This is a genomic window from Ralstonia sp. 110700041-2, from assembly GCF_056280165.1.
The window spans coordinates 48,054-64,043 of the sequence record NZ_JBSFAI010000015.1; the positions used below are offsets into that span (position 1 = coordinate 48,054).

The following is a 15,990-nucleotide window of genomic DNA, read 5'->3' on the forward strand; positions in this document are numbered from 1 at the left end:
CGTTCCCGCAACCATCCGGAGAGTAGCCATGAGTGACGTCTATGCATTCGAGGCCGATTCGTTAACCGGCCAGCGCGTGCCGCTGTCGCAGTACAAGGGCAAGGTCCTGCTGATCGTCAACACGGCGAGCAAGTGCGGATTCACGCCGCAGTACGCGGGGCTGGAGGCGGTGTACAAGCGGCTGCACGACAAAGGGCTAGAGGTGCTCGGCTTTCCGTGCAACCAGTTCGGCAAGCAGGAACCGGGCGGCGAAGACGAGATCGGCGCCTTCTGCGAAAAGAACTACGGCGTCTCGTTTCCGATGTTCGGCAAGATCGACGTGAATGGCTCCAACGCGCATCCGCTCTACAAGTGGCTGACCTCGGAAAAGCCCGGCGTGCTCGGTATCGGAGCCATCAAATGGAATTTCACCAAGTTCCTGCTGCGCCGCGACGGCACGGTCTACAAGCGCTACGCGCCCATGACCAAGCCGGAAGAGATTGCCGACGATATTGAGCGGCTGCTGGCGGAGCCCGATCCCGCCTGACGTTGCGGTCGTCAATCCGACGAGCCTCGCACCTTGCGCATGAAATCCGCCAGCGAGCGCTCGGCGGATTCGGCAAAGTGGCGCTCCAGAATGTCGACCTTGACGCAGCGGTCGAGGCGGAAGGTGCGGTAGTCCTGACGGTGTTCGCACCAGGCGGCCACCAGCCAGACTTGTCCCCAGAAGAACAGGCCGAGCGGTTGGATGCAGCGCTCGGTCAACTGGCCCTGCGCGTCGCGGTAAGCAAGCCGCGCAACAGCGTGGCGGCCAAGCGCTGCATGCAACGTGTCGAATACTTGCTTGACCTCGCTGCCCATGCCGTAGCCGGGCGCGAAGATGCGTGTGGTCTCGGCTTCGGAGCGGCGCTCGGCGGGCAGGGCGCCCATCAGCTTTTCCAGTGCGGCTTCCACCGAGTCGGCCATGGTGCCACCACTCCACGCCTTGATCATCCGTGCGCCGGCCACGAGCGCTTCGACTTCGTCGGCGGTGAACATGAGCGGCGCAAGGTCGTAGCCTGCCCGCATGCGGTAGCCGATACCGGCCTCCCCTTCGATCGGTACGCCTGAGACGGATAGATCGCGGATATCGCGATACACCGTGCGCTCCGACACGCCCAGGCGGTCGGCCAGCATGGCCGCCGTGGTCAAACGGCGGCCTCGCAGGATCTGGGCAATCTGGAACAGGCGGTCGGCGCGGCGGGTCATGCGCGGCATTGTAGTGGGCTTGGGCCCGGGTGCAATGCGCGCCATATCCCCTACGCGCCGAAGGGCGTCAACTCGCGCTGCGGGTGGATGTCGACGATATCGACCTGCTCCCCACGGCGCAGCATGCGCTTGCCCAGTCGCGGGAAATCGGCAATCTCGATGTTGAGATGTTCGCCGCCGCACAGATAGACGAGATCGTCCTTGCCGCAGTTGCGCAGGTGATGCGCGACGCCTGTGGGGAAGGCCATGAAATCGCCGCCGCGCACGGTGAAGATGCTGTCGTCGATCTCGGCCTGCGCTTCGCCGGAAAGGATGTAGATCCATTCCTCCTCGCGCTGGTGCGAGTGATAGACGAACGACTCCTTGCCCGGCGGCACGCGCGCGAAATTCACGCCGGTACGTTTGAGCCCGAGCAGCCGGCCCATCATGGTGCCGTGAATTTCCGACAGGCTGTTCCAGGGGTGCGAAAACGACTGCGTGCGCGCGGTGACATCCGCGGCACGCATGAGATACGGGGATTGGCTCGGCATGGTGTTCTTCTCTGTCTCTTGGTGAAGGCCGGCGCCCGCGCACCGGCCTTGGGGAGCGTTACTGCTGTTACTGCTGCAGCAGGTACGCCTGCGTCTTGGCATCCGGCTCGTGCAGGCCGATGCGGTTGCCTTCGGTGTCGACGATGTGGGCGATGCGGCCCATGTGGTCGGGCAGTGTCATCGGCCCAAAGACGCATTGGCCGCCGCTGCCGTTCACGCGCTCGAGCACGGCATCCAGGTTGGGCGCGTTCAGGTAGACCACGCTGCCCTTGTCGGACGGCGCAAAGCCCTCCCCCTTGACCAGCGCACCGTGGATGGTCGTCTCACCCGCCGGAAACACGCCCATGGTCATGTCGCCCATGTCTTCCTGCTTGAGCTGCGTGTCGAAGACGTTCTCGTAAAACTTCACCGCGCGCGGGAAATCGTTGGCCGGGATTTCAAACCAGTTGATGACGCTTGCCATGATGTTCGCTCCGTTAGGTGGCTCAGGCGGTTGGGAGTGCCGTTGCCGGTTAAGGTGGAGCGATTCTGGCGGGGGGCTCCTGACAGCGTTCTGTCAGGAGCGTTCAGGAGGGTGGCAAAGCGTGTTGCAGATTGCCCAGGCAGTGAATACCGGGCGGAGGGAGGAGCGATTCAGTGCGGAATCCAACCCGCCAGCAGCGGCACCAGCACGGCCGTCAGCACGCCGTTCAGGCCCATGCCCAGCGCCGAGAACGCGCCGGCTTCCGGATTGACCTGAAACGCGCGGGCCGTACCAATGCCATGCGCCGCAATGCCGGTGGCAAAACCACGCACGCTGTACTCGCGCACGCGCAGCAGGTTCAGCAGCCGCGTCGTGGTGGTGGCACCGACAATCCCGGTAATGAGCACCAGCACCGCGGTGATGGTCGGCGCGCCGCCAATCTTCTCCGAGATGCCCATGGCGATCGGGATCGTCACCGATTTCGGCGCCATCGAGCGCAGCGTTTCCGGCGATGCGCCCAACAGCCACGCGATGCCCACGGCTGACACCACCGCGACGACCGACCCTGCAAGGAGCCCAGCCATCAGCGGCACCGCGTGGCGGCGCAGCTTCGCCCACTGCTGAAACAACGGCACCGCCAGCGCCACCGTCGCCGGCCCCAGCAGGAAGTGCACGAACTGCGCGCCGTCAAAGTAGGTCTTGTACGGCGTGCCCGTCACGGTCAGCAGCGTGCCCAGGATGACAACCGCAATCAGCAGCGGGTTGACCATCGGGTTAAAGCGGCTGCGTTCATGAAGGCGCACGCCGATCAGGTACGCGATGAGCGTGGCGGTCAGGCCGAGCAGCGGGCTGGCGGCCAGATAGACCCAGAGTTGGTGCAGGTTGGGAGCCATCACGTTCATGGGGCCAGCTCCTCCTGGCCTTCGCCGTGGTCCCCCATGCGGCGCATCAGCGCGCGCGTCACGAGCGCACCGGCGGCAATCGACAGCCACGTCGATACGACGGTCGCCACCACGATTGGCAGCCATTCCTGCCCGATGCGGTTCAGTTGCGTCATGACGCCCACGCCGGCCGGCACGAACAGGATGGTCAGGTGACGCAGCAGTTCACGGACGGTGCCCTGCATGACTTCGAGCACGCGGCCCTTGTCCACCAGCAGGTAGATGACCAGCAACACCATGCCGATCACCGGACCGGGCACCGGCAGGTGCAGCGAATACGTCAACAGCTCTCCCACCGACTGGAACGTCAACAGGATCGCGAAGGTTTGCAGCATGGGGCCTCCGGGCGAAACGAAGCGCCAAGTATAGAACCCGGCTGCGTTCGTTTCAGGCCAGCATGCGGTCGACCAGCTCGATCCAGTGTTCGACCGGCGTATCCGTGCCGCTCTGCAGATGCGTCAGGCAGCCGATGTTGGCGGAGACGATGCGCTCAGGCTGCGTGGCTTGCAGCTTGGCGAGCTTGTCATCGCGCAGGCGATAGGCAAGTTCCGGTTGCAGCACCGAATAGGTGCCGGCCGAGCCGCAGCACAGGTGGCTGTCGGCGCAGAGCTTGACGTCCACGCCCAGCGAGGCGAGCAGCGTTTCCACTGCGCCGCGAATCTGCTGGCCGTGTTGCAGCGTGCAGGGCGGGTGCCAAGCCACGCGCGGGCGTTGTGCTTCAGGTTTGGTCTTCTGTAGAAGCTGTTGCGAGAACGCGGGCAGCACCTCGCACAGATCGCGCGTCATGGCGGACACGCGCGCCGCGCGCTCTGCATAGGCCGGATCGTCGCGCAGCAGGTGGCCGTATTCCTTGACCATCGCACCGCAGCCGGAGGCCGTCATGACGATGGCCTCGGCGCCGGCCTCGATATGCGGCCACCAGGCGTCGATGTTGGCGCGCATGTTGCCGAGGCCGCCCGCATGGTCGTTCATGTGATAACGGATGGCGCCGCAGCAGCCGGCGCGGTCCGCGCTGATGAGCTGCACGCCCAGCTTGTCGAAGACACGCGCCGTGGCGGCATTGATGTTGGGCGACATGGCGGGTTGCACGCAGCCTTCAAGCAGCAGCATCTTGCGAGCGTGCACGGTGCCGGGTCGCGTGCCGGCGTGCGGCTGCCGGGCCGGAACCTTGTTGCGCAGCACTGGCGGCAACATCGGCCGCACCGCCTGTCCGAGCTTGAGCGCGGAGCCGAACAGCGCCGGCCGCGTCAGGCCCTCGCGCAGCGCCCAGCGCACGGCGCGCTCGCCCAACGGGCGTCGCATTGAGCCCACCCCGCCTTTCGCGTCGAGCTGGTCATCGACGATCTTGCGGCCGATCTCCACCAGGCGCCCGTAGGTCACGCCGGACGGGCAGGTCGATTCGCAGTTGCGGCAGGTCAGGCAGCGGTCGAGGTGCAGGCGTGTAGCGGCGCCGGCGGGCTGGCCCTCCAGCACCTGCTTCATCAGGTAGATGCGCCCGCGCGGGCCGTCCAGCTCATCGCCGAGCAGTTGGTAGGTCGGGCAGGTGGCCGTGCAGAAACCGCAGTGCACGCATTTCTGCACGATGCTTTGGGCTTCTTCGCCGTCGGGGGTGTTGCGCAGGAACGCCGCGAGCGTGATTTGCATGATGGGCTTGCGTTAGAAGCCGGCGTACAGACGGCCCGGGTTGAAGATGCCGTGCGGATCGAAGCTGTCCTTCAGGCGTTTATGCACGGCCATCAACGGCGGGGCGACTGGCGTGAAGATGTCGCTGGCGCGGTCGCCGTTGCGGAACAGCGTGGCGTGGCCGCCGGCCTTGCGTGCTGCATCGCGGATGACGTCGGCGGAGGTGTTGGCGGTGTCGATCCACCAGCGCTGGCCGCCACCCCATTCGACGAGCTGCTCATCGGCCGACGCATGGCCGAGCGCCAGCGGCTGCGTGGCTGGAGGCAAAGCGATGCGCCACAACGGCAGGCTGCCTTGCACGGCACGCGCGAAAAACGCATGCGATTGCTCGCGCAGGTCGCGCCAGAACGCGGTCCCTTCTGCGTCCTCGACACGCTCGCCGCCGAGCTTGGTGATGGCTGCGCGCACGGCCGCATCGGCACCGCTCAGGCGCACCCACAGGGCACCGTCGATCCACGCGGACGCCGCAATCGGCAACGGCTGGCCCCCCCAGCGGTTGAGTGTGTCGATGGCCTCGCCTTGTGCCATGGCAAAGCGCAGCGTCGCATCGCAGAACGGCATCGGCAGCACCTTGAGCGACACCTGCACGATCAACCCGAGCGTGCCGAGTGCACCGGCCATCAGGCGCGAGACGTCGTAGCCGGCCACGTTCTTCATCACCTGGCCGCCAAAGTTGAGCATGTCGCCGCGGCCGTCCATGACGACAGCGCCGAGCACGAAGTCGCGCAGCGCGCCCACCGACTGCCGGCGCGGGCCGGACAGGCCGGATGAAAACGCGCCGCCTACCGTTGCCTGTCGGCCATTCGCAGCAAAGTGGGGCGGCTCGAACGCCAGCATCTGCTTGTGCTCGGCCAATGCGGCTTCGATCTCGACCAGCGGTGTACCGCTGCGCGCTGTGATGACGAGTTCTGCACAGTCGTAATCGACGATGCCGGACCACTCGCGCGTGTCGAGCACGGTGCCGTCGGGTGCGGGCGCTCGGCCATAGAAATCCTTTGTGCCGCCGCCGCGCAGGGTGAGCGACGTGCGGTTGCTTGCGGCCTGCGTAATGGCGTCGCGAAAGCGTGCGAGCGCGGGCGAAAGGGCGGAGTCAGACGTGATGGGCATGTTGAACCTTCGGGCGCAACGGCTTGTTCGCTGCGTGCGGCTTCGGAATGGTCAGGCGGCGATCAGAAACGCGGCAAGTCGGGGTGGGGCAGCAGGCCGTTGCGCACGTGCAGCTTGCCGTATTCGGCGCAGCGCGCGAGCGTGGGGATGGCCTTGTCGGGGTTCAGCAAACGCACCGGGTCAAACGCGGCCTTTACGCGCAGAAATGCGTCACGTTCTTCTGCCGAGAACTGCACGCACATCGAACTGAGCTTTTCCACGCCCACGCCGTGCTCGCCCGTTACGGTGCCGCCGAGTTCCACGCAGGTCTCGAGGATGTCGGAGCCGAACAGTTCGGCGCGGTGCCATTCGTCCTGGTCTTCGCCGTTGAAGAGGATGAGCGGGTGCATGTTGCCGTCGCCCGCGTGGAACACGTTGATGCAGCGCAGGGCGTACTTCTGCTCCATCTGCTGGATGCGCCGCAGCAGCGTGCCAATGTGCTTGCGCGGGATGGTGCCGTCCATGCAGTAGTAGTCCGGCGAAATGCGCCCGGCTGCCGGGAAGGCATTCTTGCGACCGCTCCAGAACTTCAGGCGCTCGGCTTCGCTTTGCGAGACCTGGATGCGCGTGGCACCGGAGGCGCGCAGCACTTCGCTCATGCGCGCGATCTCTTCGGCCACTTCTTCGGGCGTGCCGTCGGATTCGCACAGCAGGATGGCGGCCGCGTCGAGGTCGTAGCCGGCGCAGACGAATTCCTCAACGGCAGCGGTGGCGGGCTTGTCCATCATTTCCAGCCCCGCCGGGATGATGCCCGCGGCAATCACGTCGGCCACGGCGTTGCCGCCGGATTCCACGTCGTCGAAGCTCGCCATGATCACCTGCGCGAGTTGCGGCTTGGGGATCAGGCGCACGGTCACTTCCGTCACCACGGCCAGCATGCCTTCGGAGCCGATCACCGTGGCCAGCAGGTCCAGGCCGGGGGCGTCGGGCGCCTCGCTGCCGAATTCAACCACCTCGCCGTCCATCATCACGGCGCGCACGCGCAGCACGTTGTGCACGGTCAGGCCGTACTTCAGGCAATGCACGCCGCCGGAGTTCTCGTTCACGTTGCCGCCGATGGTGCAGGCAATCTGGGATGACGGATCGGGCGCGTAATACAACCCGTGCGGGTTGGCGGCTTCCGAAATGGCGAGGTTGCGTACGCCCGGCTGGACCACCGCCGTACACGTGTATGGGTCCACCTTGATGATGCGCTTGAACTTGGCCAGCGACAGCACCAGCCCGCCCGGCGTCGGCATCGCACCGCCCGACAGGCTCGTCCCCGCGCCGCGCGGCACCACGGGCACGCCCATGCGGTGGCACACGCGCAGGATTTCGACGACCTGCGCCTCGGTATCCGGCAGCACGACGGCCAGCGGCACCTGCCGGTAAGCGGCCAAGCCGTCGCATTCATACGGGGTGGTGTCTTCGCGCTCCCAGAGCAGCGCGTCGTCGGACACGATCTGGGACAGCGCGGCGGTCAGCTCAGCCTGCAGGGCAGACGGATCGCGAGCGGTGGCGGGCAGCGATGCGTTCATGGGGTGTCTCTCATCGTTGTGCCCGGCAGCGGTGGCCGGGATGGAGGGCACTATAGCCCGGCCGCCGCGCCATGCGGCGTGTTAAGGACTTTTGCTGCGATGAATTTGGCTCGCCGGAGCGGCCAATGCGGTTCATCGCGGGGCAGCAAGGTTTCATTGCCCATTCGCGCGAGCCTGACCTCCACGATCGAGCCTTCAACCGCCGACGGTGGGGTGCAAAGCACCGAGCTTCACACTAAAAGTATCGAATCCGAGGTTCAGGTACCTCGCGCGTGAGGCAAATAGGATCGGCGTTGATGAAAAAAGCAGCAACGATGACGTTCGGAACGTCAACTTCGAGGCCCTGGGGCTCGACCCATGACGCTTTTTGCCCCGACGTTGCTGTTTTTTTCATCAGCGCTGAGGGTTCAGGGCTTCAACGTCGAAACTAAAAGTTTCGAATCCGGTAGTTCGAGACCCAGCCGCGAGGCTCGGGGGCCGGCCGCTGAGCGGTTTACCAATCCAGCCCAAGCAACCAATCCACAAAATGCCGCGCCTCGGGCTTCATCGGCGCCTGCTCGCGCTGGACAATGTAATAAGCATGTGGCGACGCCGATTCGATGTCCAGCAGCCGCACGATCTGCCCCGAAGCCAGCCAGTTGCGCGCCATGGCTTGACGCACCAGCGCCACGCCCTGGTTGGAGGCGACGGCTTCGAGCATCAGGCCGATGTCGTTGAACAGCGAGCCGGTCGCAGGCTCCGCCGCGTCCAGCCCGGCCGCCTCGAACCATGGGCGCCAGGGCTCCAGCGGGCTGCGCAGCAGCGTGAGGTTCAGCAACTGCGACGCTTCGGTGATGGTGTTGCCGCTGATCTGCTCGAAGTAGGCCCGCCCGCACGCCGGGAAGACCGGCTCGTTGAGCAGCAGCGTGGTCTTCAGGTCCGGATAGCGGCCGGTGCCGTAGCGGATTTCGACATCGGTGTCCTCGGCTTTCACGTCGAGGAACGGGATGGAGAGATGCAGTTCCAGATCGATGTGCGGGTACAGCGCGTTGAACTCCGGCAGACGCGACACGAGGTGCTGGCGTCCGAACGTGGGCGGAATCGCCACGCGCAGCCGCGCGCGCTGCTTGCTGAATTCCGGCCGTGCCAGTTCGTGCAGGGTGTCGAGCGCCACTTGCACACTGCGCAGGTAGCGCGTGCCCGCGGCGGTCAGCCGCAACGCCGTGCCCGTGCGCACGAAGAGGTCTTCGCCCCACAGCTCTTCCAGATTCTTGATGCGGTGCGATACCGCGCTGGGCGTGACGGACAGTTCTTCGGCCGCGCGCGCGAAGCTCGCATGGCGCGCCCCGGCCTCGAAGGCAATCAACAGATGCAGCGGAGGAACGCGCTTGAAGACGGAAGACATGCGGGCGGTCGCTGGTAGGTGAATCGGTTACACGTGGAAGATCTTGCCGGGGTTCAGGACGTGCTTCGGGTCCAGCGCCTGCTTGATGCTGCGCATCAGGTCGATCGCATCGTTGCCGTGTTCGGCGATGAGGAAGTCCATCTTGTGCAGACCCACGCCATGCTCGCCCGTGCAGGTGCCGTCCATGGCAATTGCACGGGCGACGATGCGCTGGTTGATGCGCTCGGCCTCTTCCAGTTCTTCCGGCTTGTTCGGGTCGATCAGCAGCGCAACGTGGAAGTTGCCGTCGCCCACGTGGCCGACGATGGGGGCGGGCAGCTGCAGCGCGCTGGCAAGCAGGTCCTTCTCGGTCTCGACCACGCATTCAGCCAGGCGCGAGATCGGCACGCATACGTCGGTGGTGACGGCGCGGCAGCCCGGCTTGAGTTGCAGAAAGGCGAAATAGGCGTTGTGGCGAGCGTTCCACAGGCGGCTGCGGTCTTCGGGGCGCGTGGCCCATTCGAAGCCTTGGCCCTTGTGTTCAGCAGTGATCTGCTGGACGGTCTCGGCCTGCTCCTGCACGCCGTGCTCCGAGCCGTGAAACTCGAAGAACAGCGTCGGCATCTCGGGCAGCGTGAGCTTGTCGTACTGGTTGATCGCGCGGATGGCCAGCGCATCGACAAATTCCACGCGCGCAATCGGCACGCCCATCTGGATAGTGTCGATCACTGCCGACACCGCATCGCCCATGCTCGGGAAGGCGCACACGGCCGCGGATACCGCTTCGGGCTGCGGATACAGCTTCAGCGTGATCTCGGTGATGATGCCAAGCGTCCCCTCGCTGCCGATGAAGAGGCGTGTGAGGTCATACCCCGCCGACGATTTACGTGCGCGGTTGGCCGTCTTGATGATGCGGCCGTCAGCGGTGACCACCGTCAGGTTCAGGACGTTTTCGCGCATCGTGCCGTAACGCACGGCGTTGGTGCCCGAAGCGCGCGTCGCGCACATGCCGCCGATGGATGCATCCGCGCCCGGGTCGATCGGGAAGAACAAACCGGTATCGCGAATCTCGGTATTGAGCTGCTTGCGCGTGACGCCCGGCTCGACCGTCACCGTCAGGTCTTCGGAGTGCACCGACAGCACGTGGTTCATCTGCGAGAGATCGAGGCTCACGCCACCGGCCACGGCCAGCAGATGGCCTTCGAGCGACGATCCGGCGCCATACGGGATCAGCGGAATCTCGTGCTCGAAGCAGAGCTTGGCGACGGCAGCGACTTCCTCGGTGGTCTGCGCGAAGACGACGGCGTCGGGCAGCATCGGGTCGTAGGCGGATTCATCGCGGCCGTGGTGGGCGCGCACGGCTTCGCTCATGGAGACGCGATCGCCGAAGCGGGTGCGCAGCGCGTCGAGCATGGCCGGGGGAATCGGCTTGCGGATGATCTGGGAGGGCGGGGCTGGATGGTTCATGGCGTCTCGCGTGGGGCAGCGGTCTGAAGCCGGCTCGGGCTGTCATTCTAACGCCGGGGTCGTGCCGCCCTTGCGATAATGGCGCCACCAACATTGACGCGATACAGGGAGACGCACCGTGGGCAACCGCTTATCGAAGATCGCCACACGCACCGGCGACGACGGCACCACCGGCCTCGGCGACGGTAGCCGCACGGCCAAGGACAGCCTGCGCATCGCCGCCATCGGCGACGTCGACGAGCTGAACTCGCACATCGGCGTGCTGCTGACGGAAACGCTGCCCGACGGCGTGCGCACGGCGCTCACCGCCATCCAGCACGACCTGTTCGATCTGGGTGGCGAACTCTGCATTCCGGGCTACACGATGGTGACGACCGCGCACGTGTTGCGGCTCGACCAATGGCTGGCCGACTACAACGCCGATCTTCCGCGGTTGGCCGAATTCATCCTGCCCGGCGGCAGCCGCGCTGCGGCCCAGGCGCATGTCTGCCGCACCGTCGCGCGCCGTGCCGAGCGCAGCATCGTCGCACTCGGCCGCGCCGAGACCATTGGCGAGGCGCCGCGCCAATACGTCAATCGACTGTCGGACCTGCTGTTCGTGCTGGCGCGCGTGCTCAATCGCGCAGATGGCGGCACGGACGTCCTCTGGAAACGCGACGAGCACAAGCCGGCGTAATCACCGTCGGCACCAAACAAAACGGCCCGGCGAGTGACGGCAACTCGCCGGGCCATTTTCTTGCAGCGCTGACTTAGTTCACGCTCGTTGGTGTCGTCGTGCTTTGCGCCACGGCGGCCAGCCCCGCCAATTGCCCCGGCGTGGTGATGGTCAGCGCCTGCGATGGCGTCGGCGCCGGGAAGCCGGCTTCGGCCAGCGCTTCCTTGATGGTGCGGTTGGTGTCGAAATAGACCTGCCAGTAGTTGTCGTTGTGCGTGTACGGGCGCACGGCCAGCACCGGCCCGACCAGGTTGAATTCCAGGATTTCAACATCGACCGCCGGTTCGGTCAGCACGTTGGGAATGGCGGCCACCTTCTCCTTGAGCAGCGCGATGGCGGCGCGGTGGTCGGCGCTTCCGGCCAGTTGTGCCTTCAGCTCGACGCGGCGGAAGGGGTTGGAGGTGTAGTTCTGGATCGTGTCCGCGAAGATCTTGCCGTTGCCGACAATGCTGACCACGTTGTCTGGCGTGTTGATGGTCGTGGCAAACAGGCCGATCTCCTTGATGGTGCCCGTCACGCCGCCGGCCGTCACGAAGTCGCCCACCTTGAACGGCCGCAGCACGATCAGGAACGCGCCCGCAGCAAAGTTCGACAGCAGGCCCGACCATGCCATGCCGATCGCCACACCGGCTGCGGCAATCAGCGCCGCGAACGTCGTCGTCTGGATGCCGAAATAGCCGAGGATGCCGATCACCAGCAGCACATTCAGCGTGACGGTGATGATGGAGCCGACATACCGCAGCACGGTCGGATCGACCTTCTGTCGGCTCAACGAGCCTTCCACCATGCGCACCGCCAGATTGATCAGCCAGCGGCCGACCACCCAGAAAACGATCGCGCCGAGGATCTTCATGCCGACGTCGGTGGCGTATTGCGCCACGATTGCCTGGTACTTGCTTGCGGTGTTGACGGCGGTGTCCGCCAGGTTGTCTGCCATGGGTGCCTCCGAAAGAGCAGGGGGAAACCCACCTACGATATGTCAAAGACAACGCACTTGTGTGACTTTGATACGTTTCGCTCACATTTGTTATAGATCTGAGCTTTGATGCGCGCGCAAACAAAAAGGACGCCCGCAGGCGTCCTTTCCAATCACGCTGAGGGCGTCTTAGTTGCCGCTGCCCGGTACCAGACGGCGCTTGCGCACGGCGTCGGCCAGCGTTTCCAGCACCTTCACCGAATCGTCCCAGCCGATGCAGGCGTCGGTCACGCTCTGGCCGTAGGCCAGGTCGGACACCGGCGTGCCTTGCACGTGGTCCTGGCGGCCGGCATTGATGTGCGATTCCACCATCACCCCGACGATGCGGTTGTCACCGGCAGCCATCTGGCGGGCGATGTCTTCGCACACCGGAATCTGGTTCTCGTGCTTCTTGCTGCTGTTGGCGTGCGATGCGTCGATCATCAGGCGCGCGGCCAGGCCCGACTTGGAGATGGCGTCGCAGGCTTCCTGCACGCTGGCCGCGTCATAGTTGGGCGCCTTGCCGCCGCGCAGGATGATGTGGCAATCCTCGTTGCCTGCCGTCGACACGATGGCCGAGTGGCCGCCCTTGGTGACCGACAGGAAGTGGTGCGGCTGCGATGCGGCCTTGATGGCGTCCACGGCGATCTTCACGTTGCCGTCGGTGCCGTTCTTGAAGCCGACCGGGCACGACAGGCCGGAAGCCAGTTCGCGGTGCACCTGGCTTTCGGTGGTGCGCGCGCCGATGGCGCCCCAGCTCACCAGATCGGCGATGTACTGCGGGCTGATCACGTCGAGGTATTCGGTGCCGGCGGGCAGGCCCAGTTCGTTGATGTTCATCAGCAGCTCGCGCGCGGTGCGCAGGCCGTCGTTGATCTTGAAGCTGCCGTCCATGTGCGGATCGTTGATCAGACCCTTCCAGCCGACGGTTGTGCGCGGCTTCTCGAAGTACACGCGCATCACGATTTCCAGCTCGTTCTTGAAGCGCTCGCGCTGCTCGACCAGGCGGCGGGCGTAGTCCATCGCTGCCTTGGTGTCGTGGATGGAGCAGGGGCCGATGATGACGATCAGGCGGTCGTCCATGCCATGCAGGATGCGGTGCATCGCGTTCCGGCTTTGGTAGATCAGGTCGGACACGGTGTCGCTGCACGGGAATTCGCGGATCAGATGCGAGGGCGGCGTCAGCTCTTTCAGTTCGCGAATGCGCAAATCGTCGGTGTTCTTCGGCATGGAAAGCTCCGGGGATGTGTCTTGAGTTCTATTGGAAACGTCTACTGTGTTCGGATCATGTTTCGCGTCGGTGCCGGGGTGGGGCAGGTGACTGGGCGAAAAAAAACCGCCAGGGTCGCTGGCGGTTTTCGGTATCTGCTGGGTGCTTTATTTTTGCTGCAAGCGCCCCTCTCCTTCCGCCAGCGGTGCGAGATGCCAAAAGTAAAAGTAAAAAAACTTGGCGAAGGACATGAGAGGAAAACCAGGCAATGCAGGAAAAATTGTGGCGCGTGGGTGACTTGGAACTACTGCGCCGCACCAATCGAACCGTCTTTATAAACCCTTTTTTTGAGGGCCGCAAGCGCGGATTTTCCGGGCCTGCGGCGTCAAGACGACGGTTTCAGGGCGATTAAGCCGTGCCGCCCACCGTCATGTTCTCCATGCGCAGCGTCGGCTGACCGACGCCCACCGGCACGCTCTGGCCTTCCTTGCCGCACACGCCGATACCCGAATCGAGGCGCATGTCGTTGCCGATCATGGTCACGTGCTTGAGCGATTCCGGGCCGCTGCCGACCAGCGTCGCGCCCTTGACCGGAGCGGTGATCTTGCCGTCCTCGATCATGTAGGCCTCGCTGGCCGAGAACACGAACTTGCCGTTGGTGATGTCGACCTGGCCGCCGCCAAAGTTGACAGCATACAGGCCCTTCTTGACGCTCGCGATGATCTCTTGCGGATCCTTGTCGCCGCCCAGCATGTAGGTGTTGGTCATGCGCGGCATCGGCAGGGCGGCGTAGCTCTCGCGGCGCGCGTTGCCGGTCACGGGCATCTTCATCAGGCGCGCGTTGAGCGTGTCCTGCATGTAGCCGGTGAGGATGCCGTCTTCGATGAGCGTGTTGCACTGCGTGGGGTTGCCTTCGTCATCGAGGTTCAGGGAGCCGCGGCGGTTGGCCAGCGTGCCGTCGTCGACCACGGTGACGCCCTTGGCCGCCACGCGTTCGCCCATGCGGCCGGAAAACGCCGACGAGCCCTTGCGGTTGAAGTCGCCTTCGAGCCCGTGGCCGATGGCCTCGTGCAGCAGCACGCCGGGCCAGCCCGGGCCGAGCACCACCGTCATCGTGCCGGCCGGTGCCGGCTTGGCTTCCAGGTTGACGAGCGCGGAAGAGACCGCCTCGTCCACGTATTCGCGCAGCAGTTCGTCGGTGAAGTAGCCATAGGCATAGCGGCCGCCGCCGCCGGAGCTACCCATTTCACGGCGCCCGTTCTGCTCGGCGATGACGGTGACGGAAATGCGCACCAGCGGGCGCACATCCGCGGCGATCACGCCGTCGCTGCGCGCAACGAGCATCACGTCGTATTCACCGGCCAGGCCGGCCATCACCTGCACCACGCGCGGGTCTTTGGCGCGGGCGAGCTTTTCGATCCGCTCGAGCAGGGCAACCTTTTCGGAGGCCGTCATCGAATCGAGCGGGTCGTTCGGTGCATAGAGCGAGTGGCTGCCCGGGGTGCTGGCAAGGCTGCCCGCCACCTTCACGCGGCCGGCGCCAGCTTTGCCGATGGTGCGCGTGGCACCGGCAGCCTGCATCAGCGCGGGCAGGCTGATGTCGTCGGAATACGCAAACGCGGTGCGGTCGCCCGAGACGGCGCGTACGCCCACACCCTGGTCGATGCTGAAGCTGCCGGATTTGACGATGCCTTCTTCCAGGCTCCATGCCTCGTTGCGGGTGTACTGGAAGTACAGATCGGCATAGTTCACGCGGTGCGTGAAGATGTCGGCCAGCGCGCGCTGCAGATGCGCTTCATCAAGGCCGTACGGATCGAGCAGCACGCGGCGCGCGATGGACAGATTCTGGATGGCGATGTCGCCTGCGTTCATGGTCGGTTCTCGCAAAAAATTCGATTGGCTTACATCACGCGGTGCTTGAGCGCCGGCAGATCCCGGCGCACTTGGGCGATGCGGGCGGGGTCCATGTCGCCGATGGCAACCCCTTCGCCCTCAGGAACGGAGGCGATGATTTCCCCCCACGGGTCGATCAACATGGAATGCCCCCACGTGCGGCGGCCGTTTTCATGGCGCCCGCCCTGAGCGGCGGCCAGCACATAACACTGGTTCTCGATGGCGCGGGCGCGCAGCAGGATTTCCCAGTGCGCGGCGCCCGTCACGTAGGTGAAGGCCGCCGGCATCAGAATCAAGTTCAGGTTGCCCTGCGACGCCAGCGCCCGGTACAGCTCGGGAAAGCGCAGGTCGTAGCACACCGACATGCCCACGCGGCCGCACGGCGCATCGAAGGCGACCGGCGTGGCGCCGGGCTCGATGGTGCGGGCTTCGTCGTAGCGTTCTTCACCGCGCACGAAGTTGAACAGGTGGATCTTGTCGTAGCGCGCGACGCGCAATCCGGCCGGGTTGAATGTGAGAGACGTATTGCGCACGCGCTGTGCGTCTTCGCACCACATGGGCAAGGTGCCGCCGACGAGCCACAGCCTGTGGCGTCGCGCGGCATCGGCGAGGAAGCTCTGGATCGGGCCATCCTCGTCGCCTTCGCGGATGGCGACCTTGTCGGTGTCCTTGCGGCCCATCATGCAGAAGTACTCGGGCAGCAGCGCGAGTTGCGCGCCCTGCGCGGCGGCCTCGGCGAGCAGCGCATCTGCGCGCGCCAGGTTGGCGTCCACATCGATGGCCGTCACCGTCTGGATGGCGGCGACACGAAAAGGTGCCTCGAAAGGCGCATCCATGCCGGAAGCGGCGGAGGCCGGAGCAACGGTGGTCGAAGTCATGG

16 protein-coding genes are annotated in these 15,990 nt (G+C 65.2%); 2 read left to right on the top strand and 14 right to left on the bottom strand.

What is annotated here, in order from left to right:
• Nucleotides 1-28: 28 nt before the first annotated feature.
• On the top strand, nt 29-526 hold the full coding sequence (locus tag ACUXH0_RS20640; protein WP_012436370.1) for a glutathione peroxidase: 498 nt from the start codon (nt 29-31) through the stop codon (nt 524-526).
• An 11-nt stretch (nt 527-537) separates the two neighbouring features.
• Here ACUXH0_RS20640 and ACUXH0_RS20645 read toward each other — a convergent pair whose 3' ends face one another.
• The 10 genes from ACUXH0_RS20645 to ACUXH0_RS20690 all read right to left on the bottom strand — a co-directional run bounded on the left by ACUXH0_RS20645 (nt 538) and on the right by ACUXH0_RS20690 (nt 10,337).
• Nucleotides 538-1,236, bottom strand: a complete 699-nt coding sequence (locus ACUXH0_RS20645) for a helix-turn-helix transcriptional regulator (RefSeq protein WP_012436369.1) — start codon at nt 1,234-1,236, stop codon at nt 538-540.
• 41 nt (nt 1,237-1,277) lie between these two features.
• The gene (locus tag ACUXH0_RS20650; protein WP_004631617.1) at nt 1,278-1,757 is read right to left on the bottom strand and encodes a cupin domain-containing protein; all 480 of its coding nucleotides are present in this window, start codon (nt 1,755-1,757) and stop codon (nt 1,278-1,280) included.
• Nucleotides 1,758-1,824: 67 nt separating this feature from the next.
• Nucleotides 1,825-2,220 carry a VOC family protein gene (locus tag ACUXH0_RS20655; RefSeq protein WP_009241464.1) on the bottom strand — a complete coding sequence of 132 codons (396 nt, stop codon included), beginning with the start codon at nt 2,218-2,220 and terminating at the stop codon, nt 1,825-1,827.
• 170 nt (nt 2,221-2,390) lie between these two features.
• On the bottom strand, nt 2,391-3,122 hold the full coding sequence (locus tag ACUXH0_RS20660) for an LrgB family protein (protein ID WP_012436368.1): 732 nt from the start codon (nt 3,120-3,122) through the stop codon (nt 2,391-2,393).
• Nucleotides 3,119-3,496: a CidA/LrgA family protein gene (locus ACUXH0_RS20665; RefSeq protein ID WP_009241463.1), complete on the bottom strand. Its 378-nt coding sequence runs from the start codon at nt 3,494-3,496 to the stop codon at nt 3,119-3,121. The genes ACUXH0_RS20660 and ACUXH0_RS20665 overlap by 4 nt, the downstream gene beginning before the upstream one ends.
• A gap of 52 nt (nt 3,497-3,548) precedes the next feature.
• Nucleotides 3,549-4,805, bottom strand: coding sequence for a glycolate oxidase subunit GlcF (glcF, locus tag ACUXH0_RS20670; RefSeq protein WP_004631630.1), 1,257 nt, complete (start codon nt 4,803-4,805; stop codon nt 3,549-3,551).
• A 12-nt stretch (nt 4,806-4,817) separates the two neighbouring features.
• A complete protein-coding gene (glcE, locus tag ACUXH0_RS20675) occupies nt 4,818-5,951 on the bottom strand; it encodes a glycolate oxidase subunit GlcE (RefSeq protein ID WP_182594563.1) in 1,134 nt (377 codons plus the stop codon).
• A 62-nt stretch (nt 5,952-6,013) separates the two neighbouring features.
• Nucleotides 6,014-7,507 (bottom strand): FAD-linked oxidase C-terminal domain-containing protein, encoded by a 1,494-nt coding sequence (locus ACUXH0_RS20680; RefSeq protein ID WP_182594562.1) that lies wholly within the window; start codon nt 7,505-7,507, stop codon nt 6,014-6,016.
• Between the two features lie 493 nt (nt 7,508-8,000).
• The gene (locus tag ACUXH0_RS20685) at nt 8,001-8,891 is read right to left on the bottom strand and encodes a LysR substrate-binding domain-containing protein (protein ID WP_004631636.1); all 891 of its coding nucleotides are present in this window, start codon (nt 8,889-8,891) and stop codon (nt 8,001-8,003) included.
• A gap of 27 nt (nt 8,892-8,918) precedes the next feature.
• Nucleotides 8,919-10,337, bottom strand: coding sequence for an FAD-binding oxidoreductase (locus ACUXH0_RS20690; protein ID WP_182594561.1), 1,419 nt, complete (start codon nt 10,335-10,337; stop codon nt 8,919-8,921).
• Nucleotides 10,338-10,455: 118 nt separating this feature from the next.
• On the opposite strand from ACUXH0_RS20690, the gene ACUXH0_RS20695 reads away from it, so the two are divergent.
• Complete coding sequence (locus ACUXH0_RS20695; protein WP_009241457.1) at nt 10,456-11,013, top strand: cob(I)yrinic acid a,c-diamide adenosyltransferase; 558 nt, start codon at nt 10,456-10,458, stop codon at nt 11,011-11,013.
• A 73-nt stretch (nt 11,014-11,086) separates the two neighbouring features.
• Here the strand turns inward: ACUXH0_RS20695 and ACUXH0_RS20700 are convergent, their stop codons facing one another.
• From ACUXH0_RS20700 to ACUXH0_RS20715, 4 genes are all read right to left on the bottom strand, one after another.
• Nucleotides 11,087-11,989 (bottom strand): mechanosensitive ion channel family protein, encoded by a 903-nt coding sequence (locus ACUXH0_RS20700; RefSeq protein ID WP_004631639.1) that lies wholly within the window; start codon nt 11,987-11,989, stop codon nt 11,087-11,089.
• 168 nt (nt 11,990-12,157) lie between these two features.
• Nucleotides 12,158-13,237 carry a 3-deoxy-7-phosphoheptulonate synthase AroG gene (aroG, locus tag ACUXH0_RS20705; RefSeq protein WP_004631640.1) on the bottom strand — a complete coding sequence of 360 codons (1,080 nt, stop codon included), beginning with the start codon at nt 13,235-13,237 and terminating at the stop codon, nt 12,158-12,160.
• 388 nt (nt 13,238-13,625) lie between these two features.
• Nucleotides 13,626-15,089 carry a metalloprotease TldD gene (gene tldD / locus ACUXH0_RS20710; protein ID WP_004631641.1) on the bottom strand — a complete coding sequence of 488 codons (1,464 nt, stop codon included), beginning with the start codon at nt 15,087-15,089 and terminating at the stop codon, nt 13,626-13,628.
• Nucleotides 15,090-15,118: 29 nt separating this feature from the next.
• Nucleotides 15,119-15,988, bottom strand: a complete 870-nt coding sequence (locus tag ACUXH0_RS20715; RefSeq protein WP_012436363.1) for a carbon-nitrogen hydrolase family protein — start codon at nt 15,986-15,988, stop codon at nt 15,119-15,121.
• Nucleotides 15,989-15,990: the final 2 nt, after the last annotated feature.

What these genes read in the sequence shown, in the direction of transcription:
- ACUXH0_RS20640 (WP_012436370.1), top strand. Translation starts at nt 29, where the DNA reads ATGAGTGACGTCTATGCATTCGAGGCCGATTCGTTAACCGGCCAGCGC.
- ACUXH0_RS20645 (WP_012436369.1), bottom strand. Translation starts at nt 1,236, where the DNA reads ATGCCGCGCATGACCCGCCGCGCCGACCGCCTGTTCCAGATTGCCCAG.
- ACUXH0_RS20650 (WP_004631617.1), bottom strand. Translation starts at nt 1,757, where the DNA reads ATGCCGAGCCAATCCCCGTATCTCATGCGTGCCGCGGATGTCACCGCG.
- ACUXH0_RS20655 (WP_009241464.1), bottom strand. Translation starts at nt 2,220, where the DNA reads ATGGCAAGCGTCATCAACTGGTTTGAAATCCCGGCCAACGATTTCCCG.
- ACUXH0_RS20660 (WP_012436368.1), bottom strand. Translation starts at nt 3,122, where the DNA reads ATGAACGTGATGGCTCCCAACCTGCACCAACTCTGGGTCTATCTGGCC.
- ACUXH0_RS20665 (WP_009241463.1), bottom strand. Translation starts at nt 3,496, where the DNA reads ATGCTGCAAACCTTCGCGATCCTGTTGACGTTCCAGTCGGTGGGAGAG.
- glcF (WP_004631630.1), bottom strand. Translation starts at nt 4,805, where the DNA reads ATGCAAATCACGCTCGCGGCGTTCCTGCGCAACACCCCCGACGGCGAA.
- glcE (WP_182594563.1), bottom strand. Translation starts at nt 5,951, where the DNA reads ATGCCCATCACGTCTGACTCCGCCCTTTCGCCCGCGCTCGCACGCTTT.
- ACUXH0_RS20680 (WP_182594562.1), bottom strand. Translation starts at nt 7,507, where the DNA reads ATGAACGCATCGCTGCCCGCCACCGCTCGCGATCCGTCTGCCCTGCAG.
- ACUXH0_RS20685 (WP_004631636.1), bottom strand. Translation starts at nt 8,891, where the DNA reads ATGTCTTCCGTCTTCAAGCGCGTTCCTCCGCTGCATCTGTTGATTGCC.
- ACUXH0_RS20690 (WP_182594561.1), bottom strand. Translation starts at nt 10,337, where the DNA reads ATGAACCATCCAGCCCCGCCCTCCCAGATCATCCGCAAGCCGATTCCC.
- ACUXH0_RS20700 (WP_004631639.1), bottom strand. Translation starts at nt 11,989, where the DNA reads ATGGCAGACAACCTGGCGGACACCGCCGTCAACACCGCAAGCAAGTAC.
- aroG (WP_004631640.1), bottom strand. Translation starts at nt 13,237, where the DNA reads ATGCCGAAGAACACCGACGATTTGCGCATTCGCGAACTGAAAGAGCTG.
- tldD (WP_004631641.1), bottom strand. Translation starts at nt 15,089, where the DNA reads ATGAACGCAGGCGACATCGCCATCCAGAATCTGTCCATCGCGCGCCGC.
- ACUXH0_RS20715 (WP_012436363.1), bottom strand. Translation starts at nt 15,988, where the DNA reads ATGACTTCGACCACCGTTGCTCCGGCCTCCGCCGCTTCCGGCATGGAT.